Genomic DNA, 25,500 nt, shown 5'->3' with positions numbered 1-25,500 from the left:
GCCGTTGATTTAGGAGGATTTCCCATGCAGGACCGGCGCCAGAGCCCACGTGACAAGGTGTTTTACGGTGCGGTTGCGGAGATCAATGAGCACGGCTCGACGATGGATTGCGTCGTCCGCAACATCAGCGAAGGCGGCGCCTGCGTCGAATTTGGTGATGCCACGCGACTGCCCGAAGAGATGAATCTCAACGTCGCGCGCAAGGGCCGCTCGTTCCTTGCGCGCATGATCTGGCGCCAGGCCAACAAGGTCGGCCTCGCGTTCCGGATCATGACGTCGGATACCCCTGCGAGCGATCTTGACGAGCGGGTCCGCCGCAGCGAGATCAAGAAACGGCAGTTGCAGCGGCGGATCAAGGAACTGCTCGGCCAGGGCTGAGCGTCCTCCCGCAGCTCCCCGGCCGCGTTTGGATCGCGGCCGGTATCTGTCGTTTCGGGGGTTGCAAAGGCCAGGTTAATCCAGCATCCGGTAAGCCCGCCAATGCTGGAACCAAAGGCCATTTCACGACATGTCGTCCGCGATCATTGAGCATCCCGACGGGCTGCCGCAACCGCAGCGTAATTGGGCCATTCTCACGATCGCGCTCGGCCTCGTGATGGCGGTCGTCGACGGCTCGATCGCCAATGTTGCACTGCCGACCATCGCGCGGGATCTTGACGCCAGCCCCGCGTTCTCGATCTGGATCGTCAACGGCTATCAGCTGGCGATCACGATCTCGCTGCTGCCGCTCGCCTCGCTCGGCGAGATCATCGGCTATCGCCGCGTCTATCTGGCGGGGCTGTTGCTGTTCACGCTGGCGTCGCTGTTCTGCGCGCTGGCGCATACGCTGCCGCTGCTGACCATCGCCCGCATCCTGCAGGGGTTCGGCGCCGCCGGAATCCTCAGCGTCAACACTGCGCTGGTCCGCTTCATCTATCCGCATTCGCAGCTCGGCCGCGGCATCGGCGTCAACGCGCTGGTCGTTGCGATCTCGGCTGCGGTCGGCCCGACCATCGCCTCGTTCATCCTGGCGGTCGGGACCTGGCCGTATCTGTTCGCCATCAATGTCCCGCTCGGCATCGTCACGCTGGCACTGGGCTGGCGCTTCCTGCCGCATACCAGGCCCGCGGTCCACGCCTTCGACTGGCAGAGCGCCGCGATGAGCGCCATCGCATTCGGATTTGGCATCAGCGCGATCGACAGCGCCGGCCATGGCGAGGCGCTGTATCTCTGCGCGCTGGAATTCGCGATTGCCGCGGTCGCTTCCCATCTGCTGTACCGGCGGCAACAGCATCTGCCCTCGCCGCTGCTACCAGTCGACCTCTTACGGATTCCGATCTTCGCGCTGTCGATCGGCACGTCGATCGCCTCGTTCTGCGGCCAGATGCTGGCCTTCGTCGCGATGCCGTTCTATCTCGAGAACCACTTCGGATATTCGGCGGTGCAGATCGGCCTGCTGATCACGCCGTGGCCGATCGCGGTCGCATTCGCCGCGCCGATCGCGGGCTGGCTGGTCGAGCGCTACCCGGCCGGCCTGCTCGGCGGCGTCGGCCTGCTGCTGTTCGCGTTGGGATTGGGCACGTTGGCGTTCATGCCGGCCCATGCGACGCCGATCGACGTGATCTGGCGCATGGCGCTCGCCGGCGCAGGCTTCGGCCTGTTCCAGACCCCGAACAACCGCACCATGATCGCCGCCGCGCCGCGCGAGCGCTCCGGCGGCGCCAGCGGCATGCTCGGGACCGCGCGCCTGCTCGGACAGACCATCGGTGCCGCCTTGGTGGCGATGCTGCTGGCGCGCTATCCGGCCGACGGAACCAGGATCTCGCTGATGGTCGGCGTCGGCTTTGCCGTCGTGGGCGCTGTGCTCAGCACGCTGAGGCTGTCATCGGCCGGCAGCCGCGGCGCCGAGCAGGTGCGGGTCCATGAGGGCCAGCGGCTGAAGGGCGAGTGACACTGCGCGGCAGCGCCCCTCAGTCGTCCAACAAAAAGGCCGGCTATTTCAGCCGGCCCTTTCATTTGGTTGTTCGCTCGCGCCTCAGGCCTTGACCATCGGACCCTTTGAGGCCGGCCCCTTGGTGCCGCCACCGCCGCCACCCGGACCGCCCTTCGGCGGCTTGCGCTTGCGCGGCGGCAGGTTCTCGGGCTTCGGGGTGACCGGGCCCTCGACATATTCGAAGCCGATCTTGTCCTTGGCGGTCGCCTCGTCCTTGACCAGGACGACGCGGACGTGTCCGCCGCCCTTGAGCTGGCCGAACAGCACCTCATCCGCGAGCGGCTTCTTGATGTGCTCCTGGATGATCCGCGCCATCGGACGCGCGCCCATCTGCTCGTCATAGCCGTGCTCGATCAGCCAGGCCTTGGCGGGCTCGGACAGCTCGATCGTGACGTCGCGGTCGGCGAGTTGCGCCTCGAGCTGCAGCACGAACTTCTCGACCACCATGCCGATCACCTCGGCATTGAGGTGCGCGAAGGAGACGATCGCATCCAGCCGGTTGCGGAACTCCGGCGCGAACTGCCGGTTGATCGCCTCGTGATCATCGCCTTCCCGCTTCGAGCGGGTGAAGCCGAAGGCCTGCCGCGCGAGGTCAGCCGCGCCCGCGTTCGTGGTCATGATCAGGATCACGTTGCGGAAGTTGACCTGCTTGCCGTTATGGTCGGTGAGCCGACCATGGTCCATGATCTGCAACAGCACATTGTATAGATCCGGATGCGCCTTCTCGATTTCGTCGAGCAGCACGACGCAATGCGGATGCTGATCCACGCCATCGGTGAGCAGGCCGCCCTGGTCGAAACCGACATAGCCGGGAGGCGCGCCGATCAGGCGCGACACGGTGTGCCGCTCCATGTATTCGGACATGTCGAAGCGTAGCAGCTCGACACCGAGTGACGCCGCCAGTTGCTTGGCCACCTCGGTCTTGCCGACGCCGGTCGGACCCGAGAACAGATAGCTGCCGATCGGCTTCTCCGGCTCGCGCAAGCCGGCACGCGCCAGCTTGATCGACGCCGCCAGCGACTCGATCGCCTTGTCCTGACCGAACACCGTGCGCTTCAGGGTCTGCTCGAGATGCTTCAACACCTCGGCATCGTCCTTCGACACGCTCTTCGGCGGGATCCGCGCCATGGTCGCGATCGTGGTTTCGATCTCCTTGATGCCGATCGTCTTCTTACGCTTGCTCTCGGCGACCAGCATCTGCGCCGCGCCGGACTCGTCGATCACGTCGATCGCCTTGTCGGGCAGCTTGCGGTCGTGGATGTAGCGCGACGACAGCTGCACCGCCGCCTCGATCGCCTCATTGGTGTATTTCAGCCGATGGTAATCCTCGAAATAGGGCTTGAGGCCCTTGAGGATCGCGATCGCGTCTTCCACCGTCGGCTCGTTGACGTCGATCTTCTGGAAGCGCCGCACCAGCGCGCGGTCCTTCTCGAAGTGCTGACGGTATTCCTTGTAGGTGGTCGAGCCCATGCAGCGGATCGTGCCCGAAGCCAGCGCAGGCTTCAGCAGATTGGACGCATCCATCGCGCCGCCGGAGGTGGCGCCGGCGCCGATCACGGTGTGGATCTCGTCGATGAACAGGATTGCGTTCGGATGCGCCTCCAGCTCCTTCAGGACCTGCTTGAGCCGCTCCTCAAAGTCGCCGCGGTAACGGGTGCCCGCAAGCAGCGTGCCCATGTCGAGCGAGAACACGGTCGCGGCCGCCAGCACCTCCGGCACATCGCTATCGACGATGCGCTTGGCGAGGCCTTCGGCGATCGCGGTCTTGCCGACGCCGGCTTCGCCGACGAACAGCGGGTTGTTCTTCTGGCGGCGGCACAAGACCTGGATCGCACGGTTGATCTCGGCATTGCGGCCGATCACCGGATCGATCTTGCCGTCGCGCGCCTTCTTGTTGAGGTTGACGCAATAGGTATCGAGCGCCTCGCCCTTCTTCTTGGCGTCCTCGTTGCCCTTGGTCTCGGTCTCCTCGTCGACGCCGCGCACCGGCCGCGCCTCGGAGACGCCGGGCCGCTTGGCGATGCCGTGGCTGATGTAGTTGACGGCGTCGTAGCGCGTCATGTCCTGCTCCTGCAGGAAATACGCGGCATGGCTCTCGCGCTCGGCGAAGATCGCGATCAGGACGTTGGCGCCGGTTACTTCCTCGCGACCCGACGACTGAACGTGAATCACCGCGCGCTGGATCACGCGCTGGAACCCGGCGGTCGGCTTCGCGTCGTCGGCGCCGTCCGTCACCAGGTTTTCGAATTCGGTCTCGAGATAATTGACGAGGCTGGTCCTCAGCTTGTCGAGATCGACGCTGCAGGCCCGCATCACCGCCGCCGCATCCGAGTCATCGATCAGCGGACAGCAGAAGGTGTTCGAGCGTCGCGTATTGATGGTGACGCTCGTTCGCGATCGCCAATGCACGATGCAAGGATTGTTCTAGGCTTTGGGAAAAAGTAGGCATTCGCGTCCTCTATGGCCCCCGGCCATCATGATCGCCATTACCGGGTCAGGCAATAACAACCTTCGTGATCGCCATTGATATAGTTACGACGGATCGTGGCGAAAGACCGGTCCCGCGATGATGGTTTTCTTCTAAATTCGGGGCACCGGAACGTTGTCCGGCGGCGCCCCGTGATCATACGGGAACGCCGTTCGCTGCCTTCAAAAACGCGATGCAAGACCCGTTCCGCTTCCCGCGGCAGGTCAATCGTTCCCGCGAACTACTTCTTTTCCATCACACATTGCAGTGGATGCTGATGCTTGCGCGCGAAGTCCATGACTTGCGTCACCTTGGTCTCGGCGATCTCATAGGTGAACACGCCGCACTCACCGATCCCGTGATGGTGAACGTGCAGCATCATGATCTTGGTCGCCGCCTCGGCGTCCTTGTTGAAGAATCGTTCCAGCACGTGAACCACGAACTCCATCGGCGTGTAGTCGTCGTTCAGGATCAGGACGCGATACAGATTCGGGCGCTTGGTCTTCGGCTTGACCTTGGTGATGACCGAGGTCGACGGGCCGCTGCCCGCTCCATTGCGGTTGTCGTCATTGCTCATTTTCGGCACCGGCGCGGCGGACACCGCGGGCATGGCCGAAACCGGCTCGGAGATCGGGACTGTCAACGTGTATCGCAGCATGGCTCAGGCGTTCGAATTCCCCAGGGGAAACCGGTTGGCGATTGGAAGGTGGTCGCGATTGCCGCAAGACTGATCGCGGAACCCCCAGCAATGCTTTCCAGATTGCCGCTCCCGGTCCGATCCGGCGGCCGGATCGACCTCCCGAATATGGGCCTCACGACGCCCTGCCGCAAGCGCAGACCCGCCGCAGCCCACCGGTCCGATTCCCGGCGCGGCAACCGTCGAAAGGTTAATCATTTCTGGCTGATTTGACAAAGGACTAGGGCGTCCAATTTAGACGGCATTCAGGATAGCCCGCGCTTTTGCCCCGCTTTTGAGCTTCCGCCGGGCCGCCCACAGGGTTTCCCCGGCCCGATTCACCATCTGTTTAGCCGCGCACGTGGAGATGGCCGCGCAATCCATTTTCACGAGAGTGCCATGCTTGGTTCAGCCATTTCCAATCGCGTCCGCGCGGCTCTCCGCCGGTTTTCCGGATCGACCGACGGCAATGTCGCGGTGATCTTCACCTTCGCAATGCTGCCGATCCTCGCCTTCGTGGGAGCAGCGGTCGACTATACACGCGCCAACAATGCTCGCACCGCGATGCAGTCGGCCCTCGATTCCACCGCGCTGATGCTGTCCAAGGATCTGACCATGGGCACCATCACGGCCGCGCAGATCCCGAGCAAGGCACAGACCTATTTCAACAGCCTCTTCACCAACAAGGACGGCCAGGGCATTGCCACAGAATATCTCGGCCACCTATACGACCCCGACCTCGAGCGCTGCCGCGACCATTCTCCTGAGCGGGTCCGGCTACATCAACACCTATTTCATGAAGTTTGCCGATCTGTCCGGCGGCAATTTCCAGAAAATGAATTTCGGTACCTCGACCACCACCACCTGGGGCAACGTCAAGATGCGCGTCGCCCTCGCCCTCGATAACACGGGATCGATGAGCCAGAACGGCAAGATTACCGCGCTGCGAAATGCGGTGGCCGGAACCGGCGGCCTGATCGACCAGCTCAGCGCGCTCAGCAAGAACAACGGCGACGTCTACATCTCCGTCATCCCGTTCGCCAAGGTCGTCAACCTCGGCGCCAGCAACTATACGCAGAACTACATCGACTGGACCGACTGGCTCAATCCTCCGACCGCGCAGCCCAACAACGGCAGTACCCGGGCAACGCTGCCTATGAACTGGCACGCGGTGGGACCGGGTGCACGATGCCCCTGGACCAACAGCAACGGCGGCTTCACCTGCACGAAGGGCCCGACCAGTTCGTCCAACACGACCTACATCCCCTCGAGCGGGACCTATTCGGGCTACATTTGCCCGAGCGTCGATTACAATTCGCACACGAAGTACAATGGCTGCTGGGTCAGCACGCCAGCCGGCACTGGCGTATTTTGCACCGGCTCGAACTCGTGTGCATGCCCCACGGACTCCACGGGCAGTCCTGTGAGTGGCTGCAGTTGCGGCACCAAGAACGGGGTCTACTCGTGCACCGGCAATTTGTATACCCATGACTGGACGCAGCCGGGCCCCAACGACACGGTCGACAACAAGAACCAGCCCCGGGTCACCGCCGTCGTCGGATGGACCAACAACCAATGGACGTCGACCAACCAGACGCCAACCGTGGTGAACAACTGGCAGCAACCCTCCACCAACCCGATCAGCACATGGACAGGCTGCATCACCGACCGCACCCAGCCGAACGATGCGACCGGCGTACTACCGAATACATCCGACGTTACCACGCTGTTCCCAGCCAACGAGTACTATGAAAACAGCACGGCCTATTGCAACAGCAGCGTCTCGACGCCGCTCGAGCCGATCATCCCCCTGAGCTACAACTGGAGCGCGCTCAAGACTGCGGTCAACGCCATGCAGCCGACCGGCGGCACCGACCAATCGGTCGGCCTCGCCTGGGCGTGGCAATCGCTTCTGGTGGGCGGTCCGCTGAACGCGCCGGCGGAGGACTCCAACACCACCTACAACCGCGTCATCATCATTCTTTCCGATGGTCTGAACACCGAGGACCGCTGGCCCGACTATGGCGACGGCAGTTCGCAGGCCTCGGGCAATCCGATCGATGCACGGCAGGCCCTGCAGTGCCAGAACCTGCAGAACGCGAGGGATGCCAACGGTGCGCCGATGTACACGATCTACACCATCCAGGTGAACACCAGCTCGCCCGCCGATCCGACCTCGACCGTCCTGAAGAACTGCGCCAGCAGCCCCGACAAGTTCTACATGCTGACCAGCTCGACCCAGATTCTGACGACGTTCAACACGATCGGAACTGCTCTCAGCAAGCTGCGGCTGGCGAAATAGCCGCCGCTTCAGGCGCAACAAAAAAGCCCGGCCGAAACGGCCGGGCTTTCGTTTGTCTTGGTCAGGAGCGCTTACTGAGCGGGCGCGAACTTGGAGACCAGGCCCTCGTAGGGCTTGAAGGTCTGCTTGGCGCAGTCGCTGTACAGGCCGGCGATCTTCTGCGATTCCGCGACGAAGGTCTCGTAGGACGAGCGCAGGTACTCGGTCTGCGCCTCGAGCGCCTTGTCCAGCGACTTCACGCCCGACAGCTTCTCGACGAACGACTTGGTGTCCTCAAACGACTTCTTGGCGTAGTCGCCATAGGCGGTGGCGATCGCCTGGACGCCGCTCTGCAGGTTGTTCGCAGACGCAGTGACGGACTCGAAATGCTCTTTGCCGTAGTTCTGAATGTCTTCGATCTTGACCATGGATTGGAATTCCTTTTCCCAGACTTGAAGGCGCAAATTCCCATTGCCGGGAAGCTCCCGGCCCCCTGACAACCATTGGAATATCGCATCGCACAATAAAGTCAATGAATATTGTGCGACGCACAACGACATTTGCCCGAATCCTGAGCATTTGCGATAAACCCCGGGGGACTACGCAACGGTTGCTTAATCTTTTGGAAACTCGGTCCGCCTAACCTGATTCCCGGACTTTGTTCGCCTTCCGACAGGCAGCCTTGAAAGCTGTTTGTGAACAACACCTTAGCTAGAAGAGCGACCTGAGCCGCCACGAGGGCCGATGGTTCTGCCCGAAGTGGTCTGTTGCGCAGGCAAGGATCGATGGCCGCCGGGCACAATTTCGCCTCACGAGCCAGTGATCTAGATAGAAATTGGGACGGGGAAGTAGATGCTTCGAACAACCTTGGCCTCCTCGCGGGCGCTGCGAGTTGGCGTTCTTGGGCTCGTTACCGTCACGACGGCGATCCTGATCACCAGTGATAGCGCGGAGGCGCGCCGTCACCGGCGTCACACCGCCCGTCACCACCACAGCGAGGCCGCGCGCGAAAGCTACAGCCCGCAATTCGCGTCGATCGTCGTCGACGGCAACACCGGCTCGGTGCTGACGTCGAACAGTCCCGACGGCCTGCGGCACCCCGCCTCGCTCACCAAGATCATGACGCTCTATCTGCTGTTCGAGCGCCTCGATTCCGGAAAGATGAAGCTCGACACCGAGATGCCGGTTTCCGAGCACGCCTCCGAGCAGGACCCGACCAAGCTCGGCCTGCGGCCCGGCCAGACCATCAAGGTCGAAGACGCCATCAAGGGTCTCGTCACCCGCTCCGCCAATGACGCCGCGGTCGTGATCGCCGAGGCGATCGGCGGCAGCGAAGACGACTTCGCCCGGATGATGACCCGCAAGGCCCGCGCGCTCGGCATGAGCCGGACCACCTATCGCAACGCCTCGGGCCTGCCCAACGACGAGCAGATCACCACCGCGCGCGATCAGTCGACGCTCGGCCGCGCCATCCAGGATCGTTTCCCGCGCTACTATCGCTACTTCTCGACCACGGCGTTCAATTTCCGCGGCCACACGATCACCGGTCACAATCGCCTGCTCGGCAGCGTCGAAGGCGTCGACGGCATCAAGACCGGTTACACCCGCGCCTCCGGCTTCAACCTCGTGACCTCGATCCACCGCGGCAACCGCTTCCTGGTCGGCGTGGTGCTCGGCGGCCGCAGCGGCGGCTCCCGCGACGCCATCATGCGCAACCTCCTGGCCGAGAACATCGGCAAGGGCGCGACCACCCGCACGGCCGCCGCGATCACCGAGCGCAACCCGGCCGATGCCAATGTCGAGGTTGCCGATGCCGACAACGCCCGCAGCGCGGACACCGCGCCGGTCGCGGCGTCGGAGCCCGCCGCGGCAGCCATCGCAGTGCAGGCGCCGCGCCCGGCCAGCAAGCCCTCGCTGATGGCGGCCGTCGCCGCCGCGCTGCCGCCGCCCCCGGCGAAGCCTGAGCCGCAGGCCAAACCCGAGCCGGCCCCGCTGACCTCAGGCGTGATCCAGACCCAGCCGATCGCCGCGATCCCCGGCTCGGCCGAACCGATGAAGCCGGTCAAGGTGAAGACCGTGCAGGTCAAGGCCGGCCCGATCAAGCTTGCCGCCGCCGGCCCAGCACAGTCCGCGCCCCCGATCACCAGCACCATCCCGTCGCGCGGCGAAGTTCCCGAGACCTCCAATGCGATGATGGCGCGGGCTGCCGAGACCTCGAGGCCCGAGATGCCGCCGCAGCCGGCCAATTTCGGCACCGGCAACGGCATCCTCGGCGTGCTGCCGGCCTCGTCCGTCCATGCACCGGCCGCGGCCCCGGCACCGCAGGCCGTGGCCTCGATCGAACCGACCCGCAGCCTGCAGGCCGCGCCGCAGACCAGCGGGGTCAAGCCAGGGGCCGCGCATTCCGGCTGGATCATCCAGGTTGGCGCGCTTCGAGTCCGAAGGCGAGGCCAACAAGCGCATCGACCTCGCGCGCAGCTCGGCCCGCGGCCTCCTCAGCAAGGCGGACCCGTTCACCGAGGTCGTGGCCAAGGACAATCGCAAGCTCTACCGCGCCCGCTTTGCCGGCCTCGAGCGCGATCAGGCCGAAGCGGCGTGCAAGACGCTGAAGCGCGCCGAGATCTCCTGCATCACCGTTCGCAACTGATCGACGCGATCGTCTGATTTCAAAGGGCCGGCGCCGCAAGCGCCGGCCCTTTTGCTTTGCAGGCCGCCGCGCGAACGACCGGCCTTTCCGCGCGCGGCGCAACAATGAAACTTCTCGTCAAGCTTTTACGGTTAAGTTTTCCCGAAAGAACGATCGGCCACGCCGGACAGCGGCGGGCCTGACGGGGCATCAATCAGAGAAACGGAAGGCAGCTCTCGGCTGTGGCGTCAGTAGCGTTGCCGGAGTTAGAGATGCGTGCGAAGCAGAGTATCCTTGGCCTCGTTCACTCGGGCAGCGAGATACGTCGAGCCCCCCTGGTCGGGATGGAGTTTCTTCATCAGGGTGCGGTGAGCCCGGCCGATGTCGTCACGCGACGCTCCCGGCTGCAGGCCAAGGATCTGATAGGCCTCCTCGTTCGTCATTTTGCCGGTCGCCGCCGCGCGGCCCTGCCCCCCTGTCCGGTCGCCCTGTGCGTCCTGACGCCAGGCGGGAAAGCGGCGATCCAGATAGCTTTCAAGTAGCGCGACGCTTTCGGCGTCGAAGCTCGGGACCATCGCCAGAAGCTGCGACAGGTCGAACTCGTCGAGCATGTGGCCGGCCTGCGGTCCCGCCACGATCTGGCCCTTGAGCACGCCGCTGTCGTGATCGAGGCTCATGTCGAGATATTGCGAGCGCACCCGCGAGCTTTGTCCCCGATTGCGCGAACCGCCGAACATGCCGCCGAAATTGGGAAAGCCGGTGCTCCCGAACGGCGACCAGCCGAGCAATCCGGCGCCGAAGATGCCGAGCGGGATTGCGACCGCCAGTTCGCCCCGCACGCCGGTGAAGGCCGCAACGGCAAGCGCAAGCACCCCGCCCACGATCTTGATCGCACGCGCAAGCACGGCCGGATTGGCCGCACGAAACATCTGCAGCGCGGAATAAAGGATGACAACGGCGACGACGCCGGCGATCAGGGTTGGCATGCGCGGAATATAGGCGACCCAGCGGCAAAAAGCATGCGAAGCTTCGTCTCACTGGAGCGTGAAGCGCCCTCGCGTTGGCGCCGCCCCCTGCGATCGAGTAGCTTGCGGCAATCGCGCTGGAGGAAGCCTGATGGCGATTGACGGACTGATCAGCCTTCGCAGCCAAGTCGGGCCGAAGCAAACCGCCGACCGGCTCAAGGCCGAACTGCAGGCGCGCGGGCTGACCTTGTTCGCGCAGATCGATCATGCCGCGGGCGCCGCCGGCGCCGGTCTTGCGCTCCGTCCCACCGAGCTGTTCGTGTTTGGCAACGCGAAGGGCGGCACGCCGTTGATGCAGGCTGCGCAGACGATCGGGATCGATCTGCCGCTCAAGGCGCTGGTCTGGCAGGACGAAGCCGGCGACTGCTGGTTCTCCTACAATGATCCGGCCTGGCTCGCCGAACGGCACGGCGTCGCGGAAGCGACCGGACAGGTCACGGCCAACATGTCGGCGCTGCTCGGCGCTATTGCCAAAGCCGTGACGTCGGGCGGAGCCTGACGCGCCAAGCGGCCTATTTCATCTGGCCGATCAGCCTGGCCGCGCCGCTCGTCGTCTTCGCCAGCTGCAGCAGCGCCTCGCGGCCGCCGGCAGCATAGGCTGCGGCGGCGCGCAGCAGCTCGCGGAGCTGTGCCGCCGCCCCGGGATCGAACCTGCACCATGCGCCGCCGGTCAGCCGCGCGATCTCGCGAAACGTCTGCTCGGCAGTTGCGTCCGCGCCCTCCTGGAACATGAAGACAGGCACCTTGAGCAGGCCGAGCTCACCGGCGCTTGCGCACAGCGCGTCGGCGTTCTCCTCCATCGCGTCGCCGACGAACACGAGCGCGCGCACACCTGCCGCAACCGCCTCGCGGCGGGTCTCCGACAACACCTTGCCGATCTGGGTATTGCCGCCCTGGCAATCGATCTTGCTCATCAGCCGCGCGAGCGCCGCGCTGTCGGAGATCCAGCCCGACGCGCGGCACTCGTTGAAGCCGCGATAGTAGACGAGGCGGATATCGAGACTGCCGAGCGAGCCGGCCTCGCGGAACATGTCCGCCTGCAGCGTGCAGGCCATGTCCCATGTCGGCTGCCGGCTCATCGTGGCGTCGAGCGCGAACACCAGCCTGCCGCGTGCGCCGGCGCGATGCGGCGACATCGCGCGCGCCTTCGCCACGAACGCGGCGATGTCATTGGCGCTCGACGCCGGCACGCCAGGCGCATCGGCCGGGCGCACGTCGCTTCCGGATGTCGGTTTGATCGTCTTGCCAGCCATCAGCGCTTGCCTCGTACAGCAAACACTATGTGGGCCGCGGCATCGGATTGGTCAACGTGACGCGCCCGCCTGCCCGGATCGAATCCCGGGCCGCATCGTCAGTTCGTGACCGACGGATCCTTCTTGGTCTCGGTCTTGGTCAGCGAGAGCGATTTCTTGACCTTCTCGCCGAACGTCTGAGGCTTCTCGACCGGCACGTAGACCGAGACGGGACCCGGCTCCAGAATCTTCGGCGGCGAATTCCTGGTGTCGACCGCCGCGACATCGCTGTCGGTGTCGGCCAGGAATTTATCGAGCATCGCCTGGATCGAGTCCTTGGCCTTCTCCGGCCCGGTGTCGCGCATGTCGTTGTGCTGGAAGTTGGTGTTCACAACGGTGATGCCGGCCTTCTCACACTCTTCCTCGTCCGGCACCACGCCGGGATCGGGCTTGAATTGCTGATCGTGCGACCGGAACGAGAGGATCTTGAACTTGCCGTCGGTCATGAACGGCACGCGCAGATTGTCCAGCGTAACGACCTTCTTGATCTCGTCAGGATACTGCTTGGCGAAATACATCGCGATGTCGCCGCCGTTGGAATGGCCGACCATCGTCAGCTTGCTGTAGTCCGCGTTCGGCTGACGCTTCTTCATCTCCTCGATCGCGAATTTGATGTTGGTGATGCCGCGCTGATACTGCGGCAGGCGCCCGACATAGAGCTCGCCAGCCTTGGTCACCATCGGTCCATCCGACGGCAGGTCGTTCTGAATGCTGACGGTCAGATAGCCGCGCGCCGCGAACACATTCGCGAGGAAGGAATATTCGGTGAATTTGACGGTATTGCCATGATTGAGGATCGCAACCGGGAGCTTGATCATGCCGGCGTCGGCCTGCATCTCCTTGTCGAAGCGCACCGCGACGTCGACCGCGACCGGCCGCTCATCGCGGGTCGGATCCTTGAACATGAGAGTTTCGTGACGGATCGCCCACTTGCTCGCAGTGAAATACGCACCCGTGATCACTACGGAGAGCGAAAGCAGAACGAGAATTCCACGCTTCATGACGTCCTCGAGGTGCCCGCCTTTACAGGGCGATTTTGGCCGGAGGCTCTTCGGCCTCCTTTTGAGAATATATGTCACAGCGCCGTGACAGGAAGTCCAAATATTGTGGCTTCGGTGGCATAACGTTGTGCGTTGCACCTATAGTTTGTGCAGATGCACACGCCTTACCGCGACGGCTCGTGCTCTCCTCTACTCTTTGACGTGAGTTCCCAGGGTTTCGTTCAAGCCCTGGATCGCCCTTGGATCGCTCCTCGGACCGACGTTCAGGAGAAACGGAATTTCGGCTGCTTTGTTCCGGCTTTTTGGCCGTGGTGTGGCCGAAATCACCGGAAAACCACGGATTTCAACCGATTTCGGTGTAGATGATCAGCTTCAGGCCGGGATCGTCGTTGGCCTGGAAGCTGGCGTACTCAAAATTGAGCCGGCCGCGCCTGGGATGGCTGAGCACCTTCCGTCCGGCGACGCTGCTGCTGACGTCATGGGTGTCCCACCAGGCCTCGAACTCGGGACAGCCCTGGCGGAGCCTCACCTGCAGGTCGACGAAGCGTCTGCGCGCAGATCAGGCTGAAAGCAGATCAGACTGAAATAAGCATCAAAAGCGCGATGACGATTCAACCCAATCTCATTGCGCTTTAGGCCGGAGGCGAAATCCCTTGCAGGACATCCTTGAAGACGCCGTACTGCGCTTGAAACGCCTGCGGGCTGTAGTCCTGATAATATCCCGCGGTCACCACGACAACGAGATCGAGCTCAGGGACGATGCGGATCGACTGCCCGCCTCGTCCGAGCGCGCCAATCCAGTCGACCTTGCGCCCGTTGAGCCGAGACTGGCCGAGCCACCAGAGGTATCCATAGGATTGATGCTCCGTGGCCTTGAGTTTCGATTCCGTCGAGGTCTCGATCCATGCCTTTGGGACGATCTGGCGATCGTTCCAGCGGCCGCCTGCGAGGACAAGCTGGCCGATCTTTGCCATGTCGCGCGGTCGCAGGCGCAACCCGCCACCGGCATCGCTATCCCCTTTGACCCGGCTCCATTCGAAGCTGGTAATGCCCAGGGGCTCGAACAACGCAGTGCGCGCAAATTCGTCGAGCGGATGTCCGGTCGCCTTGCGGACGATGGCCGACACCAGCGTAAGCGCGCCGGTGTTGTAGAGGAACGCCTGTCCCGGCGGTGCCGTTGCCGAAAGACCGAGGACGTAACGGCACGGATCCGACGCCCGATGCATGCGCACCTCGTCGTTGTCGTCTCCCGTCGCCGGGGTCGCCTCCACCCACGCCAATCCCATCGACATGGTGAGGGCGTGCATGAGCTGGATGCGGTCCTTTTCGGGGGACCGCAGATCTGACAATTCGGGGAAGAAGCTGAAGATCGGTTCGTTGATGCTGCGGATCAGCCCGCGATCGATCGCGATCCCGACGGCGAGTGAGGCGACACTCTTCGAGACCGACTTGATGTTGTGCAGCGTATCGGCATTAAACGCGACGTCTTCGACCCGGCTGCCATAGAAGCGGCTGGGAACCTCGTCGTGCCCCCTGAAGTACCGCTCGAACACCAGTTTGCCGCTGCGAACGACCAGCACGGAATGGATGTTGCCATCGCTCGCGGCGGCAATCCGATCAGCCATCTTGCACAGCGCGGCGCGGTCGGCGAGCTTGTCCTCAGTGATGGAGGCGACGGACCAGCCGTCGTCCCGCGCGATTGGAACACCACAGGCGTCCGACGGGTCCGCGTAGGCCGGTGAGGTGGCGAGCGGTGCCAACGCAGCTCCTCCGAGAAGGGACATGAACTGGCGCCGTTCCATTCGATCCACCGTTCATCGCCTACGACCACCACACTAATCGTTTGGAGAATCTGCCCGATGCCGGGCCGCCACCGGGATTGCCGGCCTAGCTGCCGATGATATCGTCGACTTCCAGCGGCTTGTCGACCTGGCTGAACCATTCGGCCCGATTGGCGGCGCGGCGGCGGCCGCGCTCGTCGAGCGGCAGCTTGAGCTGGCGCAACAGGCCCATCACCTCCTCGCGGGCGGTGACGTGCCCGAGGCTCGGGCGGGTGCCGAGCGTCGCCTCGTCGATGTCGTCGAGCGCCGTCAGCCCGCGCGGGAAGAATTCGCGGTAGACCACCCGCTCGGCAAAGCCGTCGACCGAACGGAACCCGAGCCGCAGCGACAGTTGCTTCAAGCCGTCGGCGACCAGCTGCTTGTTGCGCGAGCCGAGCATCGACAGCCGGTTGCGCACCACGATCCAGTCGGTCGAGGCGCCGTCGAGTTGGCGGCGCTTGCGTCTGGTGTCGCGCACCATCTCCGCGTAATGGCTCTCGCCGATCACCGCATAGGTCGCGGGGTCGACCGTGCCCAGCACGTCGAAATCGAGGAAGCTGTCGTTGATCGGCGTCACCAGCGTGTCGGCCATCGAATGCGCGAGCCGCATCAGGTAGCTGTCCGAGCCCGGGGTATCGATGACGATGAAATCATAGGCACGTTCCACACCGCGCTCACGGCGGCCATGAACTGCTGGAATTCGGCGTTCTCGTTCTCCTCGATCTGCATCGTCTCGCCGTACTTGATGCAATAATGCGCGGGGAGTTCGAGATCGAGCCCGAAACGCCGCGCCCAGGCCTGGCGATTGCTGATGTAGCGGGTGAAACTCTGCTGGCGGCAGTCGAGATCGATGCTGGCAACGCGCTGTCCGGCCTTCAGGAGCGCAACGGCGATATGCAGCGCGGTGGTCGACTTGCCCGAACCGCCCTTCTCGTTGCCCAGCACCACGACATGTGCGGAGCCGGATTGACCCTGACTAGCCTGCACCAACATGATTCAATCCCCGCAATGATCTTCAAATCGCGCACGGCTGCGGTCAAGTGAAATGCATCACTGCGACAGGAAATCAATTGCAGCCGTCCTTAATGATGAATCGAACGCGCAAGCCGGCTGCGATCGGCGGCACGCGGCCTGCGATCCATGCGCGTGCGAGATCGGGTAATGCTTGCCGCGGCAGTTTGCCGATTGCGGTTCGGACTTGGTAAGCTCCGCCACCTGCCGAACGCCAAACGTTCCACCTGACTTCCCCCACCCAGCTTGTCCCACGAGTCGAGACCAGATGCCGAGAAATCCCACCGTCGTCCGTACCGTCCCCGCCCTTCGTCGCGCCGTCGACACCCTGCGCGCCAAGAAGGCGACCGTCGCGCTGGTCCCGACCATGGGAGCGCTCCATGACGGCCATGTGTCGCTGGTGCGGCTCGCCAAGCGTCGCGCCAAGCGGGTCGTCGTTTCGATCTTCGTCAACCCGACCCAGTTCGCGCCGACCGAAGATTTCGGTTCGTACCCGCGCACCTGGAAGGAAGACGTCGCCAAGCTCGCCGCCGAGGGCGTCGACCTGATCTGGCACCCCGAAGTGAAGGCGATGTACCCGGACGGCTTCGCCACAAGGATCGTGCCCGAGGGACCGGCCACCGCTGGACTCGAGGATCGCTTCCGGCCGCACTTCTTCGGCGGCGTCGCCACCGTGGTCGGCAAGCTGTTCACCCAAGTCCGGCCCGATGTTGCGATCTTCGGCGAGAAGGACTTTCAGCAGCTTCGGGTCGTAACCCAGATGGCCGCGGACCTCGACCTCGGCGTCAAGGTGATCGGGTCGAAGACGGTGCGCGAACGCGACGGCCTCGCGATGTCCTCGCGCAACGTCTACCTCTCGACGGAGGAACGGCGCGCGGCCCCCGAGCTCAACCGGGTAATGAAGCAAGCGGCAGGCCGCCTGCGCGCCGGCGAGGACGCCGCGACCGCAATGGCCGACGGGGCCGCTGAGATCACCAAGGCCGGCTTCGTGCTGGATTATCTCGAGGTCCGCCACGCCGCCTCGCTGGCGCCGATCGGCTCGCTGAAGGACGGTCCGATGCGGATGCTGGTGGCGGCAAGGATCGGCGGCACGCGCCTGATCGATAACATCGCGGTCTAGCCATGTCGGGTCGGGCTTGCGCCGCCGCCGCGACGCGGGATGATCGCGCCTTTCAGAGGCGATCGGAATGAACAGTTATTTCAGGCGAGGTATTGCTCTCGGCATCGCGCTGTTGGCCGCCGTCGCGGCGCAGGCGCAGACCCGGCCGCCGGTCGGCGGGGTCATTTCCGCACCCGGCGCGATGATCTTCTACGTTGCGCATGGTGCGCCCGATGCCTGCGGTCCGGGCTGCTCGGACTGGATCGCCGCCGAGGGCGTCGTGCAGTGGGACACCTACAAGCGCTTGCTGGCGATCCTCGACCGGCAGAACGGACGCAAGCTGCCGGTCGTGATCAATGTCAAGCAAGGGTCCGACCTCACTGTCGCTGCCAGCCTCGGCCGGATCCTGCGCGGTCGCGGCATCGATGCGGCGGTGGCGGCGACCGAGGTCGAGGCCTGCATTGGGAAATCCGATGAGGACTGTTTTGCCCTGAAGCGGCCCGGCGGCCCGCTGGATGCGAAGGAAAAGCTCTCTGGTGTCGCCTGCGAGCTGGCCTGCGTGTTGATGCTTGCAGGCGGCGTACATCGCATCCTGCCGCCCGGCAATCGCGTTATCCTGACCGCCAGAATGCAGATCTACGACCGGCTCGCGCCCAACGTCTCGGCCGAGCACCGGGAAGGCCTGACCTCGATCTTCACCGACCAGTTCCGGCGATATCTCGGCGAGATGGGGATCGACCATGAACTGCTCGACGTCACCGTCGACAAGGCGGGCGGCCGCTATGTCGAGATCCCGGCGTCCGAATGGGGCCGGCTGCATCTCGTGACGCAGTGATCGGCGCCAGCCGTCTTCCGATTGCTCACAGCAATCCGATTGCTCAGAGCAATCCGAGGTCGCGCAACTCGCGGCGCATGGGCTCCGGCATCGACGCCACACTGGCCGCGCTCGACTTGGTGAGATCCGCGGGCGCGGAGTCCGCGGTCAGGTAGCGCCAGCCCTGGAACGGCCGCATCGGCCGCGGCGAGACGGCGATCACCTTGGGCTGCATCACCAGCCGGCAGCGTCCGATGCCGTCCTTGTCGCGGAACGGCTCGATCGCGATGATCTTCTCGCGCGCGGCGATCTCGCCACGGATCACCCAATACAGCGAACCGCCGGCGAGGATCTCCTCCTCGCGTTTCGGCGTCATCCGCGTGATGTGGACGTGACGGAGCGGCAGGCCCTTTTTCTTCGCGGTCGCCATCCGTTCGGCGACCCAGCCCTTGAGTTCCTTGACCGAGTCGCAACCGACGGCAAGCTTGATGAGATGAAGCGGCATGCGCCGGATGTAGCGGCCGGCGCGCGCTTTGGAAAGGGAGCGATAGCAGCGGCAGTGGATATCGGGATTTGCTGCCCGGAACAGTGTGATGACGACGGCTCAAGCCGCCGTCATCACACTCATTCCTGGTTCGCGGCCGCCGGCGCGCTTGCCGCGGCAGGCGGCGGCGCCGCCGGCGCAGGAGCCGGCGCGATCTGGACCGGGCGCTTCGGCGCGGGCGGCCGCTTCGGGGCAGCGGGCGGCGCGGCGGCGGCGCGTGCGGCCGGCGGCTGGGCCGCAGCGGCCGGCTTCGCCGGTTCGGGCGTCATGATACTGACCGGCGGCGTCGAGGACGCGCTCGGAAACTCCGCATTGGTCGGCTTGCCGGTGGGCATTGACGGCGGCAACGCTGCGATCAGGCCGTTGGCAGCCGACGCCTGCGCGCCCGCCGGTGCGTTCCAGGACGCGGCGTAGCGCGTGACCAGGTTCTCGTAGGTCCGCTCGTTCATGTTATTGATGATCTGATGGTTGTCGCCCAGCGAGCGGAACGCGGGGCACGCGGTCGGCGTGCAGTGGTCTCGCGCCATCAGTGCGTAGGCCACCAGACCGTAGCGGTCGTGCTCGATGGCGCGGCGCAGCGCCTGCAACTCGGTGGTCGAATTGCGCTCTGCGGTTGCCAGGTCGCCGAGCGCGGTCAGGCGCGAAATCTGCGCCGCCGCATAGCTGACCGCCGCCGCTGCTGTGTCAGACGAACCGAACAGCACCTTCTCGCAGGCATTGAGGACGGCGTCTCCGGCAAGGTCGTCGATGCAGGCCAGCGCCGGCGCGGTCTGGCTGGTGAATTGCGCCGTCCGCGTGTCGGCGGGCGCCGCCTGCCCGCCCGGCCCGAAGCCGCGGATCGTGGCGGCGACCGCAACCGCGATCGACAGCAGCGTGATGACGGTCAGCGCACCGTTGGCGACGGACTTTTCCGCGCGCAGCAGCGTGACCAGAACGACGATCCCAAAGAAGCCCGCCGCAGCCAGCGTCAGCCACATCGGGAAGGTCGGTGAGCGCCAGATCTGATCCAGCGAGGAAGCCCAATTCATGCGCGATGTCCCTCAACACAGCGTAAGCACAGCCGGCGACGGCGAACGCCGCCATCCCGACGTCCAACCTTCAGCACAATGGGTCTGCGAACAGGGCCTTTTGACGGCGACGGCGCGGAACCCGCTCCAGCCACCGGCTTGCGCACAACGCGTTCAGGACAGCGCGAGCTGACTCTCCTTGGCCACCCGTTCGAAAGCTTCAGTCGAGCTCTTGATGCGATACTGGCAATCGTCACCGTCGGTCGGCAGCAGGCGGATCACCTCATAGGTGCCGCTCGCAGCGGGGCGCGCCACGTTGCTGGCCGTGAAATAGACGATCTCGCCAATCGAGTACTTATGCTTCAACGCCCTCTCCATTTTCTTAGAGATTGCTGGCTGAGCTGACAGTCCCGATAGCTCAAGCCGGCATTTTGAGAACCCTGCGGCAACCTAGCACATCGCACCGCCCCAAATCCAGCAAGATTGGGGCATGGCGAAGGTGCGATTTTGCAGGTTTTTCAGGGCGATAGGCAGCAATTTACGTGCCACCCGGAAACTGCCCGCCGACCTCGGCCGGAACCCGGTTCCACGGCCTCAGGCGGTATGCGGCAACTTTCCGTTGGGGCTCGCGCCGTCGACCGCAGCCGGAAGTTGCTGGGCCAGCACCTTGGACAACTGGTCGACCGGAATGTTGAACTTGGCGGCGAGCTGCTTGACGGTGTCGCTGCCCAGTACCTCCTGGAGCTGCTCGGCGGTGATCGGCAGGTTCTGGCCGGTACCGATCCAGGATTTGACCTGTTCGCCGAGGCCGGCCTGCTCGAGCTTGGCCACGATCGCCGACAAGCCGCCCTGCCCGCCATTGCCCATCACCTGACCCAGCACGACGGGGATGACGGCCGCCCCGAGCTGGCCAAGCATGCCTTTCAGCTCCGGTGAGTTCTCCAGGGAATCGAGAATGCCCATGGTCTAAGTCCTTTCACGACTTGCAAAACCGGTCTTTCGGATTCGACGCCTTCGGCCCCGCGGCGTCAAGCCGCGATCTTTGCCGCCGCTGTCACAATTCGGCAGCGCAGGACCGGTCAGGCGTCCTCGAATCGCTCGATCCGCAGCGTCTCGGCCAGGCCGTCGCTGGTCCATTGCTGGAACGCCGGAAGCTGCATCATGGCATCGACATAGTGCTGCGCCTCGGCCCTTCACCGGGATCGCATAGGTGCGGAAACGATGCACCACGGGCGCGTACATCGCGTCCGCCCCGGAGAATGCGCCGAACAGGAACGGACCCTGCTTGCCGTAGCGCGCGTGGCAATCGGCCCAGATCTCCTCGATCCGCGCCACATTGGCCCGCGCATCGTCCGACAGCGCGACGGCGCGGATTGGCCGGTGCAGGTTCATGCCGCATTCGCTGCGCAGCGGCACGAAGCCGGAGTGCATCTCCGCCGAGATCGCGCGGGCATGCGCGCGCGCGGCGCGATCCGACGGCCAGAGCTTCGCTTCGGGAAACTTCTCGGAGAGATATTCGATGATCGCCAGCGAATCCCACACCGTGACGTCGCCGTCGATCAGCGTCGGCACCTTGCCGGCCTTGCTGAAGCTGAGGATGCGGTCCTTGTCGGCCTGGTCGGTGTAGAGCGGAACGAAGATTTCCTCGAACGGAATGTCGTTGGTGCGCAGCGCCAGCCAGGGCCGCATCGACCATGACGAATAGTTCTTGTTGCCGATGACGAGCTTGAGCATGCCTGTGAATCCTGTTGCCACGCCAGTTTGCCATAGTGCATTGCACGCGTTCAACCTGTACATGACGCGGATGCAGCGCGGCGCGGACCTGCCGCGCGTTGACGAAGGAAGGCACCAATGACCGGCTATTGGGTCGACGTCCTGGCCGTCGGCTTCTTCGCGCTGGAATGGCTGGTCTATGCCATCACGCTGGAGCACACCGCCTACGGACGCGACAGCCTGTCGGCGCGGATGCATGTCTATCGCGAGATCTGGGTGCGGAATCTGCTCAACCGCGATGCGCGGATGGTCGACATGCAGATCATGGCCAGCCTGCAGAACGGCACCGCGTTCTTTGCCTCCACCAGCCTGATCGCGATTGGCGGCGCGCTGGCGCTGCTGCGCGCGACCAGTGACGCGCTCGCGGTGCTCGGTGCGCTGCCGGTCAACCTGACGCCCTCGCCCGCTTTGTGGGAGATCAAGTGCATCGGGCTGATCCTGATCTTCATCTACACGTTCTTCAAATTCGCCTGGGCCTATCGCCTGTTCAACTATGTTGCGATCCTGTTCGGCGCGATGCCGCCGGCCGGCCAGCGCGATACACCGGAAGCCGAGGCGCATGTGATCCGCACCACGCGGCTGTTCGAGACCGCGGGCCGGCACTTCAATCGCGGCCAGCGCGCGTTCTTCTTCGCGCTCGGTTATCTCGGCTGGTTCGTCAGCCCCTGGGTGCTGTTCGCCACCACCGCCGCGGTCGTCATCGTGATCTGGCGCCGGCAGTTCGCCTCGAATGCCTGGCAGGCGATGGGAAGCTGAGACTTGCCTCGGCTCACGATGCGAAATCGCGCGGCGTGAAGTCGAGGTCGAGCACCTTCCATTCGCCGTAGCGGTCCCGCGGCAGCATCGCATAGGGCTGGCAGGCCTGCAGCGCCTCGGTCGCGCTCTTGAGCAGCAGCGGCCCCTTTTCCGATGCGGTAGCCTCGATCAGCAACGGCGATGCGCCGAGCTTGCCATCGGGCTTCATGAACACCCTGAGCTTGATCCTGACGTCATCGCCGGTGCTCAGCGTCGCCGGGAGCTTCATGCAGCTCTTCAGATGACGGCGGAATTCGGCGACCACGCTGGAGCCGACGTCGGCCTGCTCGGTGGCGGCGGCGTCGAAATTGTCCTTGCCGGGACCGGGGCCGTGCGGAGCTTCGGCCGGCGGCTTGATGGGGATGTCGGGCGGCAAACCGAGCATGACATTGTATTTGACGGACAGGTCCGGCTCGGGCTGCACATAGGCGGGTGGCGATGGCGTCGCTGCTTGCTGCGCCATTGGCTGGGGCATCGGCGGCGTCTGGGGTGCCGGCGTCCGCGGTGCCGGCGGCTCGACGGCAGCATGCTGCGGAGCCGGGCTGGGCTTGGGCTCCGGCGGCGTCGCCTGCTTCTGCGGCGGTTGCTGCTGGGCCTGCTGCGGCTGTGCTGCCGGCGCTTGCGCCGGTGGTTCGGACTTGGCCGTGTCCACGGGCTTGTCGAGCGATGGTAACTGCAGCTCCGGCGTCGGCGACGGGCTTGGCACCGGATCGGGCTTGATCTCGCTCTTGATCTCGCTCCTGGCGACCTCCTGCGGCGTCACGATCTCGACCGGCACCGTGTCAGCGGCGACCGGATCGAACTGATGCACCTCCGAATACAGGAAAATCAGCGCGAGCAGCATCAGGTGCACGAACACCGATGCCATCAGATCCGCGTTTGGCCGAAACTTCATCCCACTCGATCACATCAGTGTCGTCTCCCCGCCGGTCACAATACCGGGTGGAACCCGCCTGCCTCAATCCCCATTCGGTGCAAAACCGCAATCGGCCAGCGCGCAATAGCATGGTCCGGACCGCTGCCCAGCCATTTTCCGCGCGGCGATTCACAGGCAAGGACCCAACGCGCCATGGGCGTTCAGATGGGCCGTCAGCGCGCGGCCGTGCGCCCGATTGCCGAAATTCTCGCGCATGTCCTCATCCGACAACTCGAAGTCGAAGATGTCGAGATTTTCCTGGAGCCGCTCGAGCTTCGAGGTGCGCGGGATCGCGGAGACATTCTGCTGCACCAGCCAACGCAGGCAGACCTGGGCAGCCGTCTTGCGATAACGGTCGCCGATCCGCGCCAGCGCGCGGTCGCCCTTGACGCGTCCTTTCGCGATCGGGCTGTAGGCGACGAATGCCATGCCATGGCGCGTGCACGCCTCGATCACGTCGGCCTGGCCCAGATAAGGATGGTACTCGACCTGATCGCAGGCGAGCGGCTCGGGGCACGCCGCCACCGCCTCCTCGATCAGCGCCACGTTGAAGTTCGAGACCCCGATATGCCGCGCCAGTCCCGCCTGCTTGACCCGCGCCAGCGCACCGAGCGTCTCGGCAAGCGGCACGTGCGGATGCGGCCAGTGCAGCAGCAACAGATCGACCTCGGCCATACGCAGCCGCGCCAGGCTCTCTTTGGCGGAACGTTCGAGATCCTTCGCCATGAAATGTGTGGTCCAGACCTTGGTGGTCAGGAACACATCGTCGCGCTTGATGCCGGAGGCGCGCAGCCCCTCGCCGACCTCGCGCTCGTTGTCATAGATCTGGGCGGTGTCGATGTGCCGGTAACCGAGCCGCAGCGCCTGCTCGACGATGCGGGCGCAGGTCCGCCCGCGCAGCTCCCAGGTGCCGAGCCCGATCGCGGGAACTCTGGCACCGTTGCCTTCTACGACATTCATGGGCCCATTATGCGCGCATGACGAGGACCTGCCAACTCACGCATGGGTTCCACGATGAGCCGTCGCGACCGCTCACCGCTCCGGCTGGTAACCATCGGTCAGCGTCTTCAGGAAGGCGATGATGTCGGCTTCATCCTGCGCCGTCATCGCGGGCGTGTCGCCGAGACGGCGCTCGAACGGCGGATCGGCGACGTCGACATTGCCGTGATGTTTTTCCGGCAGATCGTCGTATTTCCGCACTGTACCGTCAGCCGCACGCGGGTAGACCTTCTCCGGATTGGTATCGCGGAAGTTATAGAAATCCAGCACCTGCTCGAGGCTCGTGAAGACGCCGTTGTGGAAGAACACGTGGCGGGTTGCGGTGTTGCGCAAGGTCGGCGTCAGAAACATCCCGCAATATTGCGTCTGCTCGGCAATGTCGGTGCGATACGGGCCGCAGGCCCCGAGATCGAAATAGTTGGGATCGCGGTTGCTGGCGAGCGCGGCGTTGCGTGGCGCGCCGAGCGCCTCATACTGATGGTCGGTGAATAGCGGCGGCAGGCCGTCGCGGGTCGGCGACGAAGTATGGCAGCCGGCGCAATTGGCCTTGTCCGGATCGTTGAACAGTTGCAAGCCGCGCAACTCGCTCTCGCTCAGCCGCGCCTTGCCTTCCAGCCAGTAGTCGAACTTGCTGCTGTAGGGATGGAAGCTCGGCTCCTCGACCTGATAGCGCGCGACCGCGAACATCGCCTCGGCGACCAGCAGCCGCGTATTGTCGAAGACCTGAGCGCCGAACAGTTCGGCAAAGCGCGGCGCATAGCTCGCCTGGCGCAGCTTCTGCGCCAACACCTCGATGCTGCCGCCGTCCATCTCATTGGGATCAAGCAGCGGGAAGATCGCCTGGTCCTGCAGCGTATCGGCGCGGCCATCCCAGAACAGCCCACCCTGCGGAACGATGTTGACCGCCGACGCCGCGGTCCCGGTCGCGACCTTTTTCGCACGCGCAGCCTGCTGGCCTGCCGCGGCCAGTTGCGCGAAGTCGACGAGATTGTCGTCCTCGTCCTTCTCGGGTCCGATGCTGAAATTCGGCTGGCGTTCCAGATAGGTCAGTCCCGGAACGGCGCGCGTCCCCTGCCGCGATTGCGCGGGGCCGCCGAACATGACCGCCGCATCGTTGGGCGGCCCGTAGGCGTGATCTGGACTGTGACAGGAGCCGCACGACAATGCGCCTGACGAGGACAGCGACGCGTCGAAGAATATCTTCTGGCCGAGCTGCGCCATGCCGGACAACGGGGCGACGGGCGGACGCCTGAGCTGCACCGGGCTCGGATTTGTCCCCGGAAGTCCTTGGGTCTCGACTGCCGCAACGGCGCCGGCCATGCAGAGCAGGCCGGCGCCGAGAAGCCACAACATGCGGCCGTTCATATGACGTCCAGTGATCC

Annotated in this window: 21 protein-coding genes and 5 pseudogenes; 9 read left to right on the top strand and 17 right to left on the bottom strand. The window is 64.5% G+C overall.

Annotated features, from left to right (window positions below; genetic code table 11):
* The first annotated feature begins 24 nt into the window (after positions 1-24).
* Together ACVWW1_RS07690 and ACVWW1_RS07685 are read left to right on the top strand one after the other, a co-directional pair.
* Entirely contained in the window at positions 25-378 is a 354-nt protein-coding gene (locus tag ACVWW1_RS07690) for a PilZ domain-containing protein (RefSeq protein ID WP_456655394.1), read from the top strand.
* Between the two features lie 130 nt (positions 379-508).
* Positions 509-1,930 (top strand): MFS transporter, encoded by a 1,422-nt coding sequence (locus tag ACVWW1_RS07685; RefSeq protein ID WP_456655393.1) that lies wholly within the window; start codon positions 509-511, stop codon positions 1,928-1,930.
* Between the two features lie 84 nt (positions 1,931-2,014).
* Here ACVWW1_RS07685 and clpA read toward each other — a convergent pair.
* Both clpA and clpS read right to left on the bottom strand, forming a co-directional pair.
* Positions 2,015-4,421, bottom strand: a pseudogene (gene clpA, locus ACVWW1_RS07680) (ATP-dependent Clp protease ATP-binding subunit ClpA).
* Positions 4,422-4,680: 259 nt separating this feature from the next.
* Complete coding sequence (clpS, locus tag ACVWW1_RS07675; protein WP_456656635.1) at positions 4,681-5,016, bottom strand: ATP-dependent Clp protease adapter ClpS; 336 nt, start codon at positions 5,014-5,016, stop codon at positions 4,681-4,683.
* A 576-nt stretch (positions 5,017-5,592) separates the two neighbouring features.
* Here clpS and ACVWW1_RS07670 point away from each other — a divergent pair.
* Positions 5,593-6,021: a Tad domain-containing protein gene (locus tag ACVWW1_RS07670; RefSeq protein ID WP_456655392.1), complete on the top strand. Its 429-nt coding sequence runs from the start codon at positions 5,593-5,595 to the stop codon at positions 6,019-6,021.
* Entirely contained in the window at positions 5,912-7,417 is a 1,506-nt protein-coding gene (locus ACVWW1_RS07665; protein ID WP_456655391.1) for a TadE/TadG family type IV pilus assembly protein, read from the top strand. The genes ACVWW1_RS07670 and ACVWW1_RS07665 overlap by 110 nt, the downstream gene beginning before the upstream one ends.
* Positions 7,418-7,488: 71 nt before the next feature.
* Here ACVWW1_RS07665 and ACVWW1_RS07660 read toward each other — a convergent pair whose 3' ends face one another.
* Positions 7,489-7,824 carry a phasin family protein gene (locus ACVWW1_RS07660; RefSeq protein WP_021078275.1) on the bottom strand — a complete coding sequence of 112 codons (336 nt, stop codon included), beginning with the start codon at positions 7,822-7,824 and terminating at the stop codon, positions 7,489-7,491.
* A 424-nt stretch (positions 7,825-8,248) separates the two neighbouring features.
* On the opposite strand from ACVWW1_RS07660, the pseudogene ACVWW1_RS07655 reads away from it, so the two are divergent.
* A pseudogene (locus ACVWW1_RS07655) lies at positions 8,249-10,043 on the top strand (serine hydrolase).
* Positions 10,044-10,288: 245 nt separating this feature from the next.
* Here the strand turns inward: ACVWW1_RS07655 and ACVWW1_RS07650 are convergent.
* Positions 10,289-11,008, bottom strand: coding sequence for a DnaJ domain-containing protein (locus ACVWW1_RS07650; protein WP_456655390.1), 720 nt, complete (start codon positions 11,006-11,008; stop codon positions 10,289-10,291).
* Between the two features lie 130 nt (positions 11,009-11,138).
* On the opposite strand from ACVWW1_RS07650, the gene ACVWW1_RS07645 reads away from it, so the two are divergent.
* Positions 11,139-11,546 (top strand): DUF302 domain-containing protein, encoded by a 408-nt coding sequence (locus tag ACVWW1_RS07645; protein WP_092114840.1) that lies wholly within the window; start codon positions 11,139-11,141, stop codon positions 11,544-11,546.
* A 13-nt stretch (positions 11,547-11,559) separates the two neighbouring features.
* On the opposite strand, the gene ACVWW1_RS07640 is transcribed toward ACVWW1_RS07645, so the two are convergent.
* The 5 genes and pseudogenes from ACVWW1_RS07640 to ACVWW1_RS07620 form a co-directional block, all read right to left on the bottom strand.
* Complete coding sequence (locus ACVWW1_RS07640; RefSeq protein WP_456655389.1) at positions 11,560-12,300, bottom strand: VWA domain-containing protein; 741 nt, start codon at positions 12,298-12,300, stop codon at positions 11,560-11,562.
* 98 nt (positions 12,301-12,398) lie between these two features.
* Positions 12,399-13,340, bottom strand: a complete 942-nt coding sequence (locus ACVWW1_RS07635; protein ID WP_456655388.1) for an alpha/beta hydrolase family protein — start codon at positions 13,338-13,340, stop codon at positions 12,399-12,401.
* 343 nt (positions 13,341-13,683) lie between these two features.
* Positions 13,684-13,878, bottom strand: a pseudogene (locus ACVWW1_RS07630) (MmyB family transcriptional regulator); the annotation flags it as partial.
* 94 nt (positions 13,879-13,972) lie between these two features.
* Positions 13,973-15,100: a serine hydrolase domain-containing protein gene (locus tag ACVWW1_RS07625; RefSeq protein WP_456655387.1), complete on the bottom strand. Its 1,128-nt coding sequence runs from the start codon at positions 15,098-15,100 to the stop codon at positions 13,973-13,975.
* Between the two features lie 127 nt (positions 15,101-15,227).
* Positions 15,228-16,153 (bottom strand): annotated as a pseudogene (locus ACVWW1_RS07620) (division plane positioning ATPase MipZ).
* A gap of 286 nt (positions 16,154-16,439) precedes the next feature.
* Between ACVWW1_RS07620 and panC the strand changes: the two are divergent.
* Both panC and ACVWW1_RS07610 read left to right on the top strand, forming a co-directional pair.
* Positions 16,440-17,291: a pantoate--beta-alanine ligase gene (gene panC, locus ACVWW1_RS07615; RefSeq protein ID WP_456655386.1), complete on the top strand. Its 852-nt coding sequence runs from the start codon at positions 16,440-16,442 to the stop codon at positions 17,289-17,291.
* Positions 17,292-17,358: 67 nt separating this feature from the next.
* Entirely contained in the window at positions 17,359-18,105 is a 747-nt protein-coding gene (locus ACVWW1_RS07610; RefSeq protein WP_456655385.1) for a hypothetical protein, read from the top strand.
* A gap of 43 nt (positions 18,106-18,148) precedes the next feature.
* On the opposite strand, the gene ACVWW1_RS07605 is transcribed toward ACVWW1_RS07610, so the two are convergent.
* The 5 genes and pseudogenes from ACVWW1_RS07605 to ACVWW1_RS07585 form a co-directional block, all read right to left on the bottom strand.
* Positions 18,149-18,589, bottom strand: coding sequence for a DUF1489 family protein (locus ACVWW1_RS07605; RefSeq protein WP_028336418.1), 441 nt, complete (start codon positions 18,587-18,589; stop codon positions 18,149-18,151).
* 119 nt (positions 18,590-18,708) lie between these two features.
* A complete protein-coding gene (locus ACVWW1_RS07600; protein ID WP_207830075.1) occupies positions 18,709-19,656 on the bottom strand; it encodes a hypothetical protein in 948 nt (315 codons plus the stop codon).
* A gap of 153 nt (positions 19,657-19,809) precedes the next feature.
* Positions 19,810-20,013 carry a hypothetical protein gene (locus tag ACVWW1_RS07595; protein ID WP_092114848.1) on the bottom strand — a complete coding sequence of 68 codons (204 nt, stop codon included), beginning with the start codon at positions 20,011-20,013 and terminating at the stop codon, positions 19,810-19,812.
* Positions 20,014-20,229: 216 nt separating this feature from the next.
* Positions 20,230-20,598: a YidB family protein gene (locus tag ACVWW1_RS07590; protein WP_176530795.1), complete on the bottom strand. Its 369-nt coding sequence runs from the start codon at positions 20,596-20,598 to the stop codon at positions 20,230-20,232.
* A gap of 116 nt (positions 20,599-20,714) precedes the next feature.
* Positions 20,715-21,369, bottom strand: a pseudogene (locus ACVWW1_RS07585) (glutathione S-transferase N-terminal domain-containing protein).
* A gap of 117 nt (positions 21,370-21,486) precedes the next feature.
* Between ACVWW1_RS07585 and ACVWW1_RS07580 the strand changes: the two are divergent.
* A complete protein-coding gene (locus ACVWW1_RS07580) occupies positions 21,487-22,164 on the top strand; it encodes a DUF599 domain-containing protein (protein WP_456655384.1) in 678 nt (225 codons plus the stop codon).
* Positions 22,165-22,177: 13 nt separating this feature from the next.
* Here the strand turns inward: ACVWW1_RS07580 and ACVWW1_RS07575 are convergent, their stop codons facing one another.
* From ACVWW1_RS07575 to ACVWW1_RS07565, 3 genes are all read right to left on the bottom strand, one after another.
* Positions 22,178-23,071, bottom strand: a complete 894-nt coding sequence (locus tag ACVWW1_RS07575) for a hypothetical protein (protein WP_456655383.1) — start codon at positions 23,069-23,071, stop codon at positions 22,178-22,180.
* Positions 23,072-23,248: 177 nt separating this feature from the next.
* Complete coding sequence (locus ACVWW1_RS07570) at positions 23,249-24,079, bottom strand: aldo/keto reductase (RefSeq protein ID WP_456655382.1); 831 nt, start codon at positions 24,077-24,079, stop codon at positions 23,249-23,251.
* 72 nt (positions 24,080-24,151) lie between these two features.
* Positions 24,152-25,471, bottom strand: coding sequence for a cytochrome-c peroxidase (locus ACVWW1_RS07565; protein WP_456655381.1), 1,320 nt, complete (start codon positions 25,469-25,471; stop codon positions 24,152-24,154).
* Between the last annotated feature and the right edge of the window lie 29 nt (positions 25,472-25,500).

It is taken from the genome of Bradyrhizobium sp. JR3.5, from assembly GCF_054057015.1.
This window is presented reverse-complemented; position numbering and strand designations above follow the sequence as displayed.

What these genes read in the sequence shown, in the direction of transcription:
- ACVWW1_RS07580 (WP_456655384.1), top strand. Translation starts at nt 21,487, where the DNA reads ATGACCGGCTATTGGGTCGACGTCCTGGCCGTCGGCTTCTTCGCGCTG.
- ACVWW1_RS07600 (WP_207830075.1), bottom strand. Translation starts at nt 19,656, where the DNA reads ATGAATTGGGCTTCCTCGCTGGATCAGATCTGGCGCTCACCGACCTTC.
- ACVWW1_RS07575 (WP_456655383.1), bottom strand. Translation starts at nt 23,071, where the DNA reads ATGGCATCGGTGTTCGTGCACCTGATGCTGCTCGCGCTGATTTTCCTG.
- ACVWW1_RS07650 (WP_456655390.1), bottom strand. Translation starts at nt 11,008, where the DNA reads ATGCCAACCCTGATCGCCGGCGTCGTCGCCGTTGTCATCCTTTATTCC.
- ACVWW1_RS07610 (WP_456655385.1), top strand. Translation starts at nt 17,359, where the DNA reads ATGAACAGTTATTTCAGGCGAGGTATTGCTCTCGGCATCGCGCTGTTG.
- ACVWW1_RS07660 (WP_021078275.1), bottom strand. Translation starts at nt 7,824, where the DNA reads ATGGTCAAGATCGAAGACATTCAGAACTACGGCAAAGAGCATTTCGAG.
- panC (WP_456655386.1), top strand. Translation starts at nt 16,440, where the DNA reads ATGCCGAGAAATCCCACCGTCGTCCGTACCGTCCCCGCCCTTCGTCGC.
- ACVWW1_RS07570 (WP_456655382.1), bottom strand. Translation starts at nt 24,079, where the DNA reads ATGAATGTCGTAGAAGGCAACGGTGCCAGAGTTCCCGCGATCGGGCTC.
- ACVWW1_RS07640 (WP_456655389.1), bottom strand. Translation starts at nt 12,300, where the DNA reads ATGGCTGGCAAGACGATCAAACCGACATCCGGAAGCGACGTGCGCCCG.
- ACVWW1_RS07685 (WP_456655393.1), top strand. Translation starts at nt 509, where the DNA reads ATGTCGTCCGCGATCATTGAGCATCCCGACGGGCTGCCGCAACCGCAG.
- ACVWW1_RS07565 (WP_456655381.1), bottom strand. Translation starts at nt 25,471, where the DNA reads ATGTTGTGGCTTCTCGGCGCCGGCCTGCTCTGCATGGCCGGCGCCGTT.
- ACVWW1_RS07595 (WP_092114848.1), bottom strand. Translation starts at nt 20,013, where the DNA reads ATGGAGAGGGCGTTGAAGCATAAGTACTCGATTGGCGAGATCGTCTAT.
- ACVWW1_RS07690 (WP_456655394.1), top strand. Translation starts at nt 25, where the DNA reads ATGCAGGACCGGCGCCAGAGCCCACGTGACAAGGTGTTTTACGGTGCG.
- ACVWW1_RS07605 (WP_028336418.1), bottom strand. Translation starts at nt 18,589, where the DNA reads ATGCCGCTTCATCTCATCAAGCTTGCCGTCGGTTGCGACTCGGTCAAG.
- clpS (WP_456656635.1), bottom strand. Translation starts at nt 5,016, where the DNA reads ATGAGCAATGACGACAACCGCAATGGAGCGGGCAGCGGCCCGTCGACC.
- ACVWW1_RS07590 (WP_176530795.1), bottom strand. Translation starts at nt 20,598, where the DNA reads ATGGGCATTCTCGATTCCCTGGAGAACTCACCGGAGCTGAAAGGCATG.
- ACVWW1_RS07645 (WP_092114840.1), top strand. Translation starts at nt 11,139, where the DNA reads ATGGCGATTGACGGACTGATCAGCCTTCGCAGCCAAGTCGGGCCGAAG.
- ACVWW1_RS07665 (WP_456655391.1), top strand. Translation starts at nt 5,912, where the DNA reads ATGAAGTTTGCCGATCTGTCCGGCGGCAATTTCCAGAAAATGAATTTC.
- ACVWW1_RS07635 (WP_456655388.1), bottom strand. Translation starts at nt 13,340, where the DNA reads ATGAAGCGTGGAATTCTCGTTCTGCTTTCGCTCTCCGTAGTGATCACG.